This window comes from Candidatus Nitrospira nitrificans (assembly GCF_001458775.1).
GTDB classification, from domain to species: Bacteria; Nitrospirota; Nitrospiria; order Nitrospirales; family Nitrospiraceae; genus Nitrospira_D; species Nitrospira_D nitrificans.
In genome coordinates this window covers 180,551-196,913 of sequence record NZ_CZPZ01000023.1, presented here as the reverse complement: position 1 = coordinate 196,913, position 16,363 = coordinate 180,551, and the positions used below count along the sequence as shown (strand labels likewise).

Below are 16,363 nucleotides of genomic sequence, written 5' to 3'. Positions count from 1 at the left end.
AGATTGGAGTCGTACCAAGTACCCTGATGGAATCCCTCGCTCTCTGGCTCTCGCTTTGGACGGCTGAGCGGGATAACGCCACAACAGTGTGCGCTGACTTCCACAACAAGACTGACGCACGGCATAGAGGTACGATAGTGGCTTGTTGAAAAACTGAAATGCCATTGGAGAATTGACAGGGAGGAAGTCTGTCGCGATCGCTGATCGAAAAGATGGCGCAGGGGGATCCCCCTGCGCCATCTTTAAGGAGGAGAACTCGTGTGCCGCACCGATGGTGCGGCATACGATCGACTACTTACCGCCCGGTGCTGCTACTTTGGGTGCGAACATTTCAAACACACTGGGCTCGCGCTCCAAATAGTCCGGCGGGAAGAAGTTAAAGCGCCGCCACAATTCATACCACAGAGGAACACGATTCATGATCACCCAGCCCAACACTTTTGTACCCTGCCGCACCTGTGTCTGTTCAGGCCATGGCTGAGGGTCTTCTGGATCAGGAACGACCCAGAACCGGTAGTTGCCTTTTCCATCGTCAATCTGGTCAACGACCTTGATCACGCCCCCACGTGTGCCTGCCATCAACCCAGGCCAAGCCGGCAATGGGATGGCCGGGACTCCGAAAAAGAGGATTCGAACCTTTCGCCCAGGCTTCAAAAGCGGAGAATCCAATCCTTCCGCCGTCATTTCGATGGCCGGATCAGATGCTAATGGAGAAATAGTGACCAGGTTTTCTCCCTGCTTGACCGTCTCATTGATACCGACTTTTGCCATCTTGACGACCGTGCCGTCCATCGGTGCAAACAGCTTTGCAGCCTCAATACGTTGCTGGACTCCCTGTTGTCGGTAGGAGATATCCGCTAATTGCTCCGTAGCCTTGGCCGCCTCCGCCACTGCAGAATCCCGAGAGGCGATTGCATCCATGAGGCGTTGTTGTACATCCGCAGTGATTTGATCACGACCGAAGCTCAAGGCTGACCGAGACTGCTCGGCAGCCGACAAACTGGCCTGTGCCGCCTGCAGACCGGCCTTGGTGCCGATTTCAGTCTGGATCGTGAGCTCGAGTTCCCGCTGTGAAACCAGTCCGTCCCGGACAAGTTGTCGATGACGGTCGACATTGAGTTGAGCCGTGTGCACGTCAATCTTATACTGCTCAACCTTCTGTTGAGCCTCGCGCACCTTATTGTCTGCCTCCACCACACGAGCCTCCGCCGAGGGCACGGCTGCCTGCACTAATTTTTTCATCTCCCCTATTCTTTTATTCAGCTGGTCGGCTCTGGCCAGGGCTGCCTGACGCGTTTGCTCCAAGGCTACCTTACGTTGTTCGAAGAGGGGGAGAATTTCGGGGGCCATAAAGGTCGGATCGTAATCTTCTAATTCGCCGACAAGCTCGCCCTTTTTGACTTTGACTCCTTCGTAAATATGCCAGGCCTTGACACGGCCTGTAATCCGAGACTCAATCTGCTGGGGACGGTCATAAGGCGTGTACGCCGACACTTTCCCGGATGCCTGAATAGTTTGTGTCCAGGGCACGAATTCGAGGACGATCAGAAAGAGCAACAGAATCGTCAGAATCGCACGAGAAGCCGTAAACATTCCGCCGGGAATCTGTACCGCCTCCCAGCATGGTAACTTGCCCAATGCCGGTCCCTGTTCGATGGTGATCGCCTCTAAGCCGACCCCCCGCCGGACCAGCGCACGTTCGCCACTGTTTTCGAGACCGCGACCTAGGCTAGCCATGGAGCCTCCATTAATTTACCGGTGTTGATTTTCCATTCCAATCGCTTACGCATGGGCATGATGCAACATGATACGACGATCCGCATGATCCGTAAGATTGGGATCCGTCGAGACGAAAATCACGGACCATGCTTCGTCCTTCGAGCACAGCCGCCGCAGAATACGCTCGCGCAACGACGGCTCGAGCGAGTGAATGAGACCATCAAATATAAGGACTTGCGGACGTCCTAAGATGGCTCTGGCTAGGAGGATCTGCACAATGTGGGTCGGCGAGAGAGATTCGCCCAGCGCAGAGACATCGGACTTGACCCCGCGTGGCAACCCCTCGACATCTTCTTCAAGTTCAGTGAAACGGAGCGCCCAGTTGAGATCGTCATACGTGACGTAGGAGCGTCCCATGACGATATTTTCTTCGATCGTCCCCCTCACCAACGATAACTGAGAGTCGATCATGACACTGCGGCACTGGTTGATGGCACCCCCTTCGATATAGCGGAGGTCGACCCCATTGTACTGAACGACGCCGTTCGTTGGAACTTCGAGGCCACCCAACACTCTGGCCAAGGCCGTCTTGGCCGCCGTTGTCCGAGCGTAGATGCCGAGCTTCTCGCCCGGCGCGACATCCAGATTGAAACCATCGAATACGGACACCCCGCCGTGAACCAAACTGACACCTTTGCAGGTAACCCGGACACCTTGAGTCAAGTGCTTCGGCAGTGCCACGACTGATTCAGTTGAGATGTGATCTTGCTCCTGGCTGAAGACCTCATCAAGGTGTGTCAGTGACGCGAAGAAATAGTACACAGCCCCCATGTTCTTGATCAGGGAGTCGAAATTGATGACGAGCGCGCTCACGACCGCTTGAACAGCGACTAACTGCCCCAGCGTCAATTGCCCGGACGCCATGAGCGAGGCTGCGATGCCCAGCGCACCGGCTTGCGCGATAGCTTGTCCGCCCACTGAACCCAAATATTGCCGCACGAGAACCGCGAACCGCGCCTTCCGAGTTTCCACATACCGACCGACGAGATCGTTCGCTTTGTTCATGAGAAACGGGCGGCTGTCAGTGGCCTTCAGCTGTAGGGCATTCTTCGACACCTCTTGAATGAAATTGAAGACGTCGTACTTCGCGTGAGACATGGCGAGAGTCGTCCGGAGGGCACCACGCGAGAGCACGAAAAACGTGATCGCAAATCCCGCCATGAGCAGGAGGTTGTACATGAGAAAATAGGGATGGTAGACCACCAGCATGATCATACCGACCGTACCGCCCACCACGACATTGATAAGATCGATCAGCAGCGTGGACAGGGCACGTTGCATGAAGACCGTTTCAATGAAGTAATTCGCAATTTCCGGCCGCGCCCCTTTAAAACGATTCCGTGGAAGCTGTTCAACCATCGCAACCGTGACTCGCGCAAAGATCCGGCGTTGCACGACATCCACCGCGTAGAAATGGAATGTCTTGAAGAGGCCGACAAACAACAGCACCAGCAGCATAATGCCGGTCAACGTCCAGATCATGACCGGCTGAACCGCATAGGAAAAGGTGCTGACCAGTTCCTGTACGGTCAATGGGATGATAAGAGAAAAGAACCCGACGGCCAGCGCGTAAGAAAAAATCAAACTCATGATTTTTTTCTCAGCCCGCATGGCCACGGACAACTGCTTCATCAGTGCTTCGAACAGGCCCTTGGAACCTTCGCCCTGAGGTTCTTTCATGACCACCCCCAGTAATAATTCAGAATGTGATTGATCCGCCCCTTACTGAACTCAAATAACGGGTCTACATAACCATGTTTCTGTTTCGAGAGCCAATCCACCGAATGAACTATCCTGCCCCACCAACGTTAATCACGTCCCGACGCTTTGTGGCCGGACGAGCCGGCGGCCTGCAGGGGATCCCCATACTTGCTTAAGACACGTTCGGAAACAGGTTTCGACAGCGCCCCTCTCGCCCATAACATCCCCCCACGAGAGACCGCATAATCGGCTTGGGCCCGGTAGAGTTCATAGGCCGCTTCGACCACGGCGCGCTCTCGGAGGTTGACAAAGAGCACACTCGTCGCTCCCATGTTAAACCGGGCTCGTTCGCCTTCTTCTAAAGTCTTGGCCAAGCGCAGAGCCTCTGTCGAGGCCTTCACTCGATCTCGCGCCCGCACGATGGCCGAGAGCCAGTTATCAACGTCGACCGCAACCTGCTTTTCGGTATAGGCCTGCTTATACGCCAATCGTTGCTGCTGCGCTTCCGCGTGAAGGACCTTCCCTCGTGCGCCTCGATTGAACAACGGCATACTGAAGAGAGTCCCCACCCGGTAGCCGAATCCTCCGATCCAATAGATACCGCCCACCGCCGGTCCTCCCTCAACCTGTAGCTTGGGAAGCAGGCTATTCTTCGCAAGTTTCAGTTCGATATTGTTCAATCTGGCTTCAATGTAGAGGTCGCGTACTTCCGGTCGATCCTCAGTGGCTTCCACCTTAAAGGCCGCCACATCCTCTTCGCTCGGCAACGGCGTTTCCCCCTGGAATTCCGGGGCCCATTCAGGGCGAGGTGTTACAGGTTGGCCGTTTTCCCAGAGAAAGAGCGCCAGCTTATATTGCTCATACTCGACCTTTCGTTGCGCATAAATGGCCGCCTCTCGACGCCGCTGAACTTCTTCTCGGGCTTCCACCACGTCGATCGGAGCAACCGCGCCGGCTTTGGATCTCCCCTCCACCATGCGATAGCGCTCCTCCGCGACGGCCAGCGTACGCTTCACCACATCGGCTTGCTTGACGGCAACCTGCCAGTCCCAGTATTGGACGGCCCCGGCGAGATAAAGGTCTTGCCGTTTCTGAGCCACCTTCACCTCGGCTTGCGGCCCGGCGAGCTCTGCTTGCTGAAACTCGGCATTTGCTTCGTTGACCATGAATCCTCGGAGCAGATTAAACGAACCGCCGACGATGGCCATTTGTTGCGTATAGAAAAGTGTCATATCCGTAGGGAAGGCGACCGGGCCAAAGTCCGCGGAACTTTCGTGGCCGAGGCCGCGCTGCATACCGATCGTTGCGTGATCGCCAAAGCCGTTACGGATGCCACCAAAGACCTCAAAGCCCCAGGGATGCCCGATCTTGAGCATGGAATCGCTATAGCCACCAGTCAGGGTATTCGGCACGCCGCCGACGTTTGTCAGATTAAAGTTTGTAAACCGATCAACCTCGACCTCGTTCCGAAACTTCGGCTCCCACGCTGCCAACGCTTTTAAAATTTTCGCCCGAGCCTGCGAGCGTTCCAATCCGGTGGCCCGAAGCAGCGGATGGGTCAGTTCGATCCGGGCGAGCACTTCTTCAATGGTCAAGGGGGCGGTGCGCACCGATTCGGCGCGTGACGAACTCGCCGCGGCCTGGGTTTCTGCCATTACGGTCGCCGGCACCATCATCAACGAGAACAACAATAGAAGAATCAAGGAAGGATGCTCCTTTGTTGCTGAATTAATCGCGTCCAGGTTGCTTAGTGGAGCCGTACGCACCAGCCGCGCTCAGGGGATTCCCGTACTTGGCCAGCTCGCTTTCGGGCCACGGCTTCGACAGGGCGCCCTTAGCCCACAGCATCCCTCCACGCGCCACCGCGTAGTCGGCTTGGGCCCGATACAATTCGTACGCTGACGCCACCACGTTGCGCTCCCGGATGTTGACGAACAGGACGGTGGTCGCCCCCATATTGAATCTGGTCCGCTCACCTTCTTCCAACGTCTTGGCCAACCGCAACGCTTCCGTCGCCGCCTTCACCCGGTCTCGGGCCCGCACGATCGCCGAGAGCCAGTTATCCACGTCGATGCTGACTTGTTGCTCGGTGTACAGCTGCTTGAAGGCCAATTGTTGCTGGTCCGCCTCCGCGTACAGGACTTTCCCACGCGCTTCCCGCTGGAACAAGGACATCTCAAACTGCATTCCATATCTATACCCCACACCCACAATCCAATCCGCGGGAGCATCCATTCGTCCCCCGTCAAAATTCAACTTCGGGAGCAGTTTGTTCTTGGCCAGCTTGATGTCGATATTGTTCATCTTGGCTTCAATATAGAGGTCCCGTACTTCCGGCCGATCCTCTTTCGCCTCCACTTTATAGGCCGCGATTTCTTGTTCAGTCGGCAAGGGTGTCTCACCCTGGAACTCCGGCGCCCATTCCGGGCGTGGGGTCACAGGCTCGCCGTTCTCCCAAAGAAAGAGGGACAGCTTATACTGCTCATACTCCACCTGCCGTTGCGCAGCGATCGCCGCCTCTCGTCTGGTCTGAACCTCTTGATTCACCTCGATCACATCAAGAGGCGCGACCTTCCCGCCCTTGGCGAGTCCTTGCACCTGAGTGAGGCGTTCTTCCGCGACGGCCAATGTCCGTTTTTGCACTTCTGCCTGCTTCACAGCCACCTGCCAATCCCAATATTGGACGGCCCCGGCGAGATAGAGATCTTGCCGTTTCTGCGCCACCGCGATCTCCGCTTGCGGCCCCGCGAGTTCGGCCTTTTGAAAATCGGCGTACTCATCGTTGACCATGAGGCCGCGCAGCAGAGGAAACGACCCGCCGAAGATCATTTGCTGCTGCGGATAGAAGAGCTTTACATCGGGGATGACCGCGACTGTCCCTGCTGCCAAACCACTGATGCCAGGCGTCCCGGTAATGGGGAGATCCCCAAAGCCGTTACGGATTCCTCCCAGGACCCGGAAGCCCCAGGGATGCCCGACCTCGAGCTTGCTGTCGTTAAACCCCCCCGTCCCCACATCGGGGTTATACAGGAAGTTCCAAATTTGAATACGAGCCACCTGCGTAATATTCTTGAACGTCGGTTCCCAGGCCCCGAGCGCCTTCAGAATCTTCGCCCTGGCCTGGATCCGCTCGACGCCCTGGGCCCGGAGGAGGGGATGGGTCAGCTCAATACGGGCGAGCACTTCGCTGATGGACAGAGGCTCGGTGCGGACAGACTGCGCCTTCAATGCGCTGGAATCGTGCACCGGTTCAGCCACGGTCGTCACAGGAAGTAAGAGCAGAATCGCGAGTACTAACAAGGCCATCGAAGCATGCTCCTTATGCCCGGATTAATCGCGGCCCGGTCCTTGAAACCCATAGGCACCGGCCGCCGTCAGCGGATCTCCATACTTCGTCACTGATTCAGTCGGCCAGGGCTTCGACAAGAGGCCCCTGGCCCACAGCATCCCTCCACGCGCCACGGCGTAGTCGGCCTGGGCCCGATACAGCTGATACGCCGATTCCACCACGTTGCGCTCCCGGAGATTGACGAACAGCACAGTGGTCGCCCCCATATTGAACCGGGTCCGCTCGCCTTCTTCCAATGTCTTGGCCAGCCGCAGCGCTTCCGTCGCCGCCGTCACTCGGTCTCGGGCCCGTACGATCGCCGAGAGCCAGTTATCCACGTCGAGGCTGACTTGCTGCTCGGTATATTGTTGTTTCAACGCCAATTGTTGCTGGACCACTTCCGCGGCCATGACCTTCCCCCGCCCTTCCCGCTGGAACAGCGGCATCTCGAAGTGCACTCCGGTCCGGTAGCCGATTCCCACAATCCAATCCACGGCGCCGGGGGTCGGCCCTCCCTCAAGAGACAACGACGGGAGCAGTTTGTTCTTGGCGAGCTTGAGATCGACATTGTTCATCTTGGCTTCGATGTAGAGGTCCCGCACTTCCGGTCGATCTTCTTTCGCCTCCACTTTATAAGCCGTAACCTCGTCTTCGGTCGGGAGCGGCGTTTCGCCCTGGAACTCCGGCGCCCATTCCGGTCGCGGGGTTACCGGCTCGTTCTTCTCCCAGAGAAAGAGGGACAGTTTATACTGCTCATACTCCACCTTCCGTTGCGCGGCGATCGCCGCCGCTCGCCGCTTCTGCACCTCTTGGTTCACCTCGACGACATCGAGCGGCGAGACTCTTCCACCCTTGGCGAGCCCTTCGACCTGGACCAGGCGGTCTTCGGCCACGGCCAGGGCGCGCCTCACCACCTCGGCCTGTTTGACGGCGATCTGCCAATCCCAGTACTGCACGGCCCCGGCGAGATAGAGATCCTGCCGTTTCTGCGCCACTTTGATCTCCGCCTGCGGCCCCGAAAGTTCGGCCTGTTGATACGCGGCATACTCTTCGTTGATCATCAGGCCGCGCAGCAACTGAAACGACCCACTGAGGATGATTTGCTGCTGCCGATAGAAGGCCTGCATATCCGGGATAACAGCAATAATTTGGTTGCTGCGATCCCCAAAGCCGTTACGGAGCCCGGCTTGGACCCGGAAGCCCCAAGGATGCCCGACATCGAGCTTGGTATCGTTATAGCCCCCCGTCAATACCTGTGGCTGTATGCCGTTGCAAGGACGAGTCGCTGTACTTCGATCTGATTCACAGGGGGAAAAGTTCAAGCCGGGGGTGGGAGCCGTGGTGAGATTCCAGGTTTCATACCGCTGGGCCTCCACATTGTTCTTGAACTGCGGTTCCCAGGCCCCGAGCGCCTTTAGGATTTTCGCCCGAGCCTTGGTTCGCTCGGCTCCGGTCGCCTGAAGCAGGGGGTGGGTTAACTCGATTCTGGCCAGCACTTCACCGATGGTCAGTGGAGCGGTGCGAGTCGACTGCGCTTTCAATGAACTGGAATCCTGAATCGGTTCCGCCAGTGCGGTCATTGGCAGGAGAGTCACAAGGGCCAATACCAGAGCGATCATGAAGGATGCTCCTCTCGTATACATTCGGCGGACGGCGCCAACACTAGCAACCTCCCCTTCTTTTTTAAAAATAGATAAAGCGGATTGGAGATATCGGTAATTTCTATGTATAGTAGCGCCTCCGACTTACCGAAGAGGGCCGCATGGATTGGTTGAACTATCATCATCTCTTGTATTTCTGGTCCGTCGCCAAGCACGGCACCATGACGAAAGCGTGCGAAGAACTCCGCTTGGCTCAACCCACGATCAGCGGACAAATCGGTCAGTTGGAAAATACCTTGGGCGAGAAGTTGTTCATCCGAACAGGGCGACGGCTCGCATTGACGGAGATGGGACAATTGGTGTTCAAATACGCCGAAGACATCTTTTCGACCGGTCAAGAGCTCATGAACACGGTCAAAGGCCAGGCAAACGGGCATCCTGCCCGACTGGTCGTGGGCATCTCGGACGCCGTCCCGAAACCGCTGGCCACCCAACTCCTCAAGTCGGCTCTGAAATTGTATCGGCCGACTCGCCTGATCTGCCAAGAAGACAAATTTCGCCAACTCTTGACGGATCTGATGGCCCATCGATCGGATCTGGTGATCGCCGACACACCAACCCCCTCGAGCGTCAAGGAACACACCTACAGTCATCCCTTGGGCGAATCGGGCGTGACGTTGTTTGCCACGTCGAAATTGGCCACGCAGTATCGTCGGGGGTTTCCGCAATCATTGACCGGCGCGCCTCTGCTCCTCCCGACATCCAATGCCGTGCTTCGGCGGCTGGTCGACCAATGGCTGGTCAACCACGGGCTGCGCCCGAACATCGTGGGCGAGTTCGACGACAGCGCGACTCTCAAGGCCTTTGGCCAGGACGGCTATGGGATCTTCCCCGGGGTGTCCGTGATCGAAAAGGAGATCTGCCGCCAATACCGAGTGCAGGTGGTCGGACAATTGGATAACCTCAAGCAACATTTCTATGCGATCACGGTGGAACGACGGCTGAAGCACCCGGCCGTCCTTGCTCTCGTCCGGAGCGCCAGGCAGGAGTTGCTGAGTTAGCGGCTCTTCCCACGACCGGAACGGCCTTCATCCCCGGCACAGTTGCGCGGACATCACTCCATCGGTCGCACACGCGCCACAATCCAGAGCCGCATCAGCCGGCACCCCGCCCCACTGCCGCGAACAACTGCTCTCGCTCTTCACGCGTGAGTTCTTTCCACTCCCCAGCCCTCAACCCTTTCACCGTGATGTGCATGATCCGCGTGCGATGCAGTTGTATCACCCGATAGCCAAGCGCGTGACACATCCGCCTGATCTGCCGATTCCGTCCCTCGGTCAGGATGATGCCAAACCGATCACGCCCGACACGCGCCATCCGACAGGGCCTCGTGGCGCTTCCGAGAATGTCGACTCCGCCGGCCATGCGGTCCAGGAACGATTGGTCGAACGGACGATCGACCTGCACGAGATACTCTCGTTCATGTCCGAATTCGACACGGAGAATCTCGTTCACGATGTTCCCGTCGTTCGTCAGCAAGATGAGGCCGGACGAATCCTTATCCAGCCGTCCGATCGGGAAAATTCGCTCAGGGTGCCCGATCTCCGCAATGATGTTGCGGACGACATGGGATTCGCTCGTGGTCGTCACGCCGACCGGCTTATGATATTTGATATAGAGATTCGGCTTCCCCCACGGAATGACGCGGCCCTCTCGGGCAATGACGTCGCGTGACTCGACCTGGTCCCCGAGTTGAGCCACCCGGCCATTGATCGTGACGGCACCGGACTCGATCAAGCGGTCCGCTTCGCGCCGGGAACAGATTCCATGTTCCGTGAAGAACTTATTGATGCGAATTGTTTGCGCCACAGGAACTGAGTTATTACCGGATACTCAAACAGGTTTTTCTTCTCACCCGCCCAACCCCGGCGCGCCTAGACGCGCCCTTCCGCGGGTCAGCCGCAGCGAGCGAAGAGGGCGAGGCGTAATTTTTCTCACCCACCCGCCCCGAGCTGCTGTGGCAGCTCTTGCCCGGTGGTACGTTGAGCCTCTGAATGCGACGAGAACGATGCGGGCGACCTGTTTCAGTATCCGGCTTAATGCACACGACGGCCGGCCTTGATACGACCGAGCATGCGATAGATCAACCGTGCAATGGAAAATTGCGGCGCCACGAATCCTTCGATGGGGGCGATCTCGCTGACATCCATGCCGACGATGCCTGGCCCGTTGGCCAGCGCCGTGATGAGATTGAGGGTCTCGTACCATCCAAGCCCACCCGGCTCGGGAGTGCCTAAAGCGGGCACGATGGAGGCATCCAACCCGTCACAGTCGAATGTCAGGTACACGGGCGTCCGGCAAGCCGCGACTACGTCCGGTATCCAGTTCGACGCCTGACCTTGGTACGGACCGAATGGATCAAGGATCGTTGCCGCATAAAACGTTGTGATCCGGTCCGTGGCCTCGACACGAGCGACCTCTTCCCGGCTGATCGATCGGATGCCTACCTGCACCAGTGATAAACCATCGTCCACTACCCGCGCCATGACGCTGGCATGGCTGAACGGATTGCCCTGATAGGCATCCCGCAGGTCTCCATGGGCGTCGATCTGCACCACGGTCATCTGCGGATATCGTTTCGCATGGGCCCGGATCGCTCCCAATGCGCCGGTGTGTTCACCGGTCAGCGTGATGAGAAACCGTCCGGTTCCGACATGCGGGGCAACAAACGCTTCAATGGCCTCGACGGCCGCGCGGTCGACGCTCCCTTTGAGGTCGAGGGGTGAAGCGGTCGCGATCCCGCCCCATTCTCGGAACGGTTCAGCCCCGAGTTGTTCGTCGTAGAATTCAACCTGGCACGAGGCTTCCAAAATGGCTGACGGACCATGGTCCGATCCACGGATATAGCTGGAGGTGTGCTCATAAGGAGCGGGCAACACGTAGACGCCCGCGTGGTCCGGATGACACCAGGGTTCCTCGATACCCAGGAAGTTGTGGTCGGGCCCTTCCCAACCGACGGGAAGCGTCATGGGCGTTCTTCGTAGATCAGTAGGCTGTGTAAAAACTCGATGGATGCCAAAAATATGGGCGCGTTTCCGTTCGGTGCTAATACCGGAATCACTTCAGGATGCTCAAACGGCCAGACTTCTCTCACCCACCCAGCCCCGGCGCGCCCGCTTCGCGGACTCATCGACCCGGGGCCAACTCATCGAGGCGAGCTCGCCTCGCAGACTCGTCGATGCGGGCTGAGTTGGCGAAGCGGGCTTCACAGACTTCCAAGCGATGCGACCTGCCTCGCGAAGCCGTTTCGGCAAGGCGGGGAACGCCGCTGGGAGATTTTTCAGCACCCTGTTAGACCAACGGCTGAGGCGGTATGAGGACAGCCAAGACCGACAAGCCTCTACTTGCGAGAACGGGCGGGGACATTCTCCGGTGGAATGAAGACCGCCAATGCAATGACCGTCGTCCACTTCCCCTTCTTTCCGACGGCCGACTGTGTGATATTCTGGGTCTTCACGATTTTCCCACCCATCTTGAACACTTGCTCACGCTCTTTCCAAGCCACATTCGGGTCGAACTCGACTCCTAACGTCGTCGCCAGCATCTGCGCGGCCAGATCTTCGGTATACTCTCCGGTCTCCTCGTCCGTCTCACCATGGGCATGGTGCTCGGACAGATAGCCATACGTGCCTAGATCGGTGGGCTTCGCAAGGCCGACGGATGCTGAAACCAGCTGATTTCGTTCGTTGGTTTCGGAACGGGCCATGACACAAAACGTAATCTCTCCAGGCTTCAACAGTTTCTCCCCGCGCTTCCGGGGAACAACCTTGCAATGGGGCGGAAGAATGGACGACACGCTGACGAGGTTGCAGTAGGCCACACCGGCGCTGCGCAACGCTTCCTCGAAGGAGGTCAGCTTTTCCTTGTGGACCCCCACTCCTCTCGTTAAAAACATATGCGTAGGTACCATCATCTCCCCTTTCATCTGGTGATCGGCCTGTCTGGTTGTTCGGAGGTTGCGTGGTGACGTTATTCCAATCCGCCAGCCAGACAAACCGGACCAGATCAACTGCACTATCGGGCGCTTGTTGTAGCAAGATTGGACTGGCTTCGCAATATCTTCTAGACACTTTTTTCGGAGAGATTAGAAGGGTCTTTTAAATTCAAGATGAGCATGCGCGGCTCGGTCATATCTTCGATCGCGGCACGAACGCCTTCGCGGCCCGACCCGGAATCCTTCACCCCACCGTAGGGCATATGATCCGCCCGAAACGTGGGGATCTCATTCGCCAAGACCGCCCCGACTTCCATATGTCGAAAGGCGTAAAAAATCTTGTTGATGTCCTGCGTAAAAAGACCGGCCTGCAATCCATAGTCCGATTGATTGAGCAGCGCCACGGCCTCGCTGAGCTGGCGATACGGCGTCACGGTCACGACCGGCCCAAACACCTCCTGACACGAGATTTTCATGTCGGGCTTCACGTTCGACAACACCGTCGCTTCAACGAGAGAGCCCATCCGCTTTCCACCCAACAGCACCCTTGCCCCTTCCGCGACGGCTTCTCCGATCCAGCTCTCCACGCGCTGCGCAGCCACGTGATCGATAAGAGGACCGATGCTCGTCGCTTCGTCTGTCGGATCTCCCACCTTCAATCGAGCGACATGCATGAGCAACTTGGTCGTAAACGCATCGGCGATCGAATGGTGGACGAAGACCCGCTGCACCGAAATGCACGTCTGGCCGGCATACCCAAATCCGCCCGCCGCGCAACGCCGGGCCGCCAGCTCAAGATCGGCGTCGGGTTCGATGACCACGCCGGCGTTGCCCCCGAGTTCGAGCGTGACTTTTTTCTTTCCACATTTGGCCTTCAGCATCCATCCCACCGAGGCGCTTCCGGTGAAACTCAGCAACTTGAATCGAGGATCGACCACCATCCGCTCGGCCAGGGCATTGTCGCAGGGCACCACATTGAGCCCGCCCGGAGGAAGTCCCGCTTCGAGCGCGATCTCTCCGAGAAGCAAAGCCGTCAACGGGGTTTGAGGCGCCGGCTTGATCAGAATCGGATTGCCGGCGGCGAGCGCCGGCGCCACCTTGTGGGCCACGAGGTTCAGCGGAAAGTTGAAGGGCGTAATGCCGAGAATCGGGCCGATCGGAAACCGACGGAGCAGCCCAAGGTGCGTATCGAAGCCCGGTGTCCAATCCAGCGGAACCACCTCGCCCGGAATCCGGCGCGCCTCTTCGGCGGCAACCGTGAAGGTTTGGATTGCCCGGCTGACTTCCCGCTTCGCGTCGGTAATCGGCTTACCGGCCTCCGCCGTGATGGTCTGCGCGACCTCATCTCGCCGTCGATAGAGTAAGGCTGCAACCTGCTGGAGAGTGTCGTATCTGGCATGCGCCGGAAGCTGGCCCATGATGGCAGCCGCGCTGCACGTGGATGCGATGGCCTCATCGACATCCGATTCAGTGGCTTGGGTCACCTGAGCGACAAGTTTCCCGGTGAACGGATCAACGACGGGAGCCACGCGCTCGCCTGACTTCCATTGGCCATGCACGAGGAACGGACGGGAATCCTGCACTGGAAGACTCACCGGAGTCTGTGATGAGGTTTAGTCCGCCGCTTCAACCGGCGCAGCGGTTTCAACGACAGGCTGAGCAGCCGTGGCTGCTTCTTGCGCGACAACGGCCTTGGCGATCAGTTCTTCCGTACCCCAATCGCGGATCGCCTCCAACGCAAATCCTTCGTAGGTCGACACTCCGTGACACGACGGACAGTCCGGCATCGGAACTTTTCTGTAGAACACTTCGGTCAGGCACGACATGCACACCCAAAAATCATCATCACGATGAGAGACGGGCCAGAACGATTGCATTGAAGCCATAGGAGCACCCTACCTTTATTGTCGAAGAGGACTATCGTACCTGCGCGCCGATGTCAACTGTGCGCTCAAAGACTCACGCTGCTCCAGCACAGTTCAGCTATTTTTTTTCACCCGCCAGAAGCCGATCGATTTCCTCCGCAAACATCTCGAATGGAAAGGCTCCAGGGATCGCGACCGCCGGCTCTTTATCCGTCGGCTCACTGGACGTTCGCACAAGGATGAACCCAGGGGTCCCGTGAAATCCCCATTGATTGGCTTCTTGGCGATCATCAAAAATAGCTTTCGTATACCGTCCATCATTCACACACCGCTCAAACGCAGGCTGATCCAAATTGAGCGCCGCGGCATGGCGGAGATAGACCTGCTTACCCAATTGGCCCCCTTCGGCGAACAATCGGTCATGCATCGCCCAATACTGCCCTTGTCCACCGGCACATCGGGCGGCCATGGCCGCATCTACCCCGGATCCTTGATCCCCTCGTGGAAAATCGCGGTAGATAAATCGAACTTTTCCCGTGTCGACATAGCGAGCTTGAATCCGCGGCCACGTCTGTTTGAAAAATTTCACACAATACCCGCATGTGAAATCGGAATATTCGATCAAGGTCACAGGCGCGTTGGCTTGCCCCCTGATCCGCACGTCGCTTTCAGATGAGGGCCCGGCAAGGACCGAGGAAGACCACAGAAGGGCGCCGCACACGAACAGCTGAACCGATCGTCGACCTACCATTCGAATCATGAGCGACGCACCGCGCCGGCCTTCTTTCGTTCCAGAATCCCCATCATCAACAAGGGCCAGACAACCGTGGCATCGCTTAAGACTTCAGCAAATCGCCCACCGTCTTTGGGAGTCACAAATTTCCCCCAGGACAGACCCTCTTGGTACGTGCAGCCGCTGAGCCCCCCCCAGTAATCCGGTTCAGGACAAATGCGCACCCCGTAATGAAATCGAGGCGGTTTCACGTTCAGGCCCAACCGAAGATTACCGATTTCAATGTAGGGCCCAACCTGTTGCGCCCAGTTCCGAGGAACCCCTCCGCCGATCGTGAAAATGCCAAGTCGTTTAGCGGAAAGGACATGGTCGGCATAGCTGTTGAGATCGAGGTACGGATTGAATGAGGGATATGACTGATGGATCGCTCGTAAAATATCCAGATCCCTCCCGGGCTCGACCTGAGACCGGGCTCGATCGACCTCCCGAGCCATCGCCCAGGTTCCCATGTCCAACCCCACTTCCGAATCAGTGAACGCCGGAATATACACCGGCACCTTTTTCAAATACGCGCTTTTCAGAATTCCGTCGCCGTCCAACTCCTCCGCCAACGTCTTCCCGATCTCCTTCGTGAGAACGGCCGACGAAAGCGGCTGATCCTGATCGAGGCGCTTCAACGTTTGCGCGACAACGTGCTCGACATAATTCAAATTCGATTCCATCTCGAGCGTGTCATAGACGCGATTGTACCCTTTTCGAAAGAGCTCTTCGTCGCTCATCGCAGGATCATGGCGATAATGCGTCTTGCCGACCGACTCACTGAGGCCATGCGCCATCAACGCCCCGGTCGAGACGATGCATTGCACCATGCCCTCATCAATCATCTTCGTGATGATCTTGCCCATCTTGGCGATCGTCATCGCGCCGGACAAGGTCATCACAACGTGGCAGTCAGGATCCTCGATCATCGCCCACAGTACATCGAACGCGTGGCCGAGATGCCGCCCCCCGAACGCAGTCTTGCCCATCGCTTCGAGCAGATCGCTGAACGACGCAATCTTGTCGGGATCCAGCGGCTCGAGCGCTTCCAAACCGTCTTTGGCACCGTCACGAAATTCCCGTGCGTACATAACGATCCTCTAGAAAAATTCGCCAGCGCTCTCGTTATACACAACCACGAATAGGGGCGTCAATGAAAGTGGACTCGTGCGGCAGGCCTCACCAGTTCGTAGAAGTTGCGCGCGCAGCCTCTCTGCATTCCGAAGATCGTTCTGCAGCATCGACAAGAAGTGGCTTGGCAATGAGAGCAACGAATACCATGAAAGGACCGGGACAACGACGGGATTCACCCCATCGTGGCGC

13 protein-coding genes are annotated in these 16,363 nt (G+C 57.6%); 1 reads left to right on the top strand and 12 read right to left on the bottom strand.

The window, feature by feature from the left end; all coding sequences use genetic code 11:
* Window positions 1-291: 291 nt before the first annotated feature.
* The 5 genes from COMA2_RS13435 to COMA2_RS13415 all read right to left on the bottom strand — a co-directional run bounded on the left by COMA2_RS13435 (window position 292) and on the right by COMA2_RS13415 (window position 8,427).
* Window positions 292-1,737, bottom strand: a complete 1,446-nt coding sequence (locus COMA2_RS13435) for an HlyD family secretion protein (RefSeq protein ID WP_090899096.1) — start codon at window positions 1,735-1,737, stop codon at window positions 292-294.
* 45 nt (window positions 1,738-1,782) lie between these two features.
* Window positions 1,783-3,459, bottom strand: a complete 1,677-nt coding sequence (locus COMA2_RS13430) for an ATP-binding cassette domain-containing protein (protein WP_090899093.1) — start codon at window positions 3,457-3,459, stop codon at window positions 1,783-1,785.
* Between the two features lie 128 nt (window positions 3,460-3,587).
* A complete protein-coding gene (locus COMA2_RS13425) occupies window positions 3,588-5,183 on the bottom strand; it encodes a TolC family protein (protein WP_090899090.1) in 1,596 nt (531 codons plus the stop codon).
* Window positions 5,184-5,208: 25 nt separating this feature from the next.
* On the bottom strand, window positions 5,209-6,786 hold the full coding sequence (locus COMA2_RS13420) for a TolC family protein (protein ID WP_090899087.1): 1,578 nt from the start codon (window positions 6,784-6,786) through the stop codon (window positions 5,209-5,211).
* Window positions 6,787-6,810: 24 nt separating this feature from the next.
* The gene (locus COMA2_RS13415) at window positions 6,811-8,427 is read right to left on the bottom strand and encodes a TolC family protein (RefSeq protein WP_175304602.1); all 1,617 of its coding nucleotides are present in this window, start codon (window positions 8,425-8,427) and stop codon (window positions 6,811-6,813) included.
* A 143-nt stretch (window positions 8,428-8,570) separates the two neighbouring features.
* On the opposite strand from COMA2_RS13415, the gene nhaR reads away from it, so the two are divergent.
* The gene (gene nhaR, locus COMA2_RS13410) at window positions 8,571-9,470 is read left to right on the top strand and encodes a transcriptional activator NhaR (protein WP_090899081.1); all 900 of its coding nucleotides are present in this window, start codon (window positions 8,571-8,573) and stop codon (window positions 9,468-9,470) included.
* Between the two features lie 94 nt (window positions 9,471-9,564).
* On the opposite strand, the gene COMA2_RS13405 is transcribed toward nhaR, so the two are convergent.
* The 7 genes from COMA2_RS13405 to COMA2_RS13375 form a co-directional block, all read right to left on the bottom strand.
* On the bottom strand, window positions 9,565-10,266 hold the full coding sequence (locus COMA2_RS13405) for a pseudouridine synthase (RefSeq protein ID WP_090899400.1): 702 nt from the start codon (window positions 10,264-10,266) through the stop codon (window positions 9,565-9,567).
* A 239-nt stretch (window positions 10,267-10,505) separates the two neighbouring features.
* Window positions 10,506-11,438 (bottom strand): agmatinase, encoded by a 933-nt coding sequence (gene speB, locus COMA2_RS13400; protein WP_090899078.1) that lies wholly within the window; start codon window positions 11,436-11,438, stop codon window positions 10,506-10,508.
* Between the two features lie 371 nt (window positions 11,439-11,809).
* On the bottom strand, window positions 11,810-12,382 hold the full coding sequence (locus COMA2_RS13395; protein ID WP_175304601.1) for a pyruvoyl-dependent arginine decarboxylase: 573 nt from the start codon (window positions 12,380-12,382) through the stop codon (window positions 11,810-11,812).
* Window positions 12,383-12,531: 149 nt separating this feature from the next.
* Complete coding sequence (locus COMA2_RS13390; RefSeq protein WP_090899076.1) at window positions 12,532-13,986, bottom strand: aldehyde dehydrogenase family protein; 1,455 nt, start codon at window positions 13,984-13,986, stop codon at window positions 12,532-12,534.
* A 30-nt stretch (window positions 13,987-14,016) separates the two neighbouring features.
* On the bottom strand, window positions 14,017-14,229 hold the full coding sequence (locus COMA2_RS13385; RefSeq protein ID WP_175304600.1) for a hypothetical protein: 213 nt from the start codon (window positions 14,227-14,229) through the stop codon (window positions 14,017-14,019).
* Window positions 14,230-14,386: 157 nt separating this feature from the next.
* Window positions 14,387-15,028 carry a DsbA family protein gene (locus COMA2_RS13380; RefSeq protein WP_090899070.1) on the bottom strand — a complete coding sequence of 214 codons (642 nt, stop codon included), beginning with the start codon at window positions 15,026-15,028 and terminating at the stop codon, window positions 14,387-14,389.
* Window positions 15,025-16,131 carry a deoxyhypusine synthase family protein gene (locus tag COMA2_RS13375; RefSeq protein ID WP_090899067.1) on the bottom strand — a complete coding sequence of 369 codons (1,107 nt, stop codon included), beginning with the start codon at window positions 16,129-16,131 and terminating at the stop codon, window positions 15,025-15,027. The genes COMA2_RS13380 and COMA2_RS13375 overlap by 4 nt, the downstream gene beginning before the upstream one ends.
* Between the last annotated feature and the right edge of the window lie 232 nt (window positions 16,132-16,363).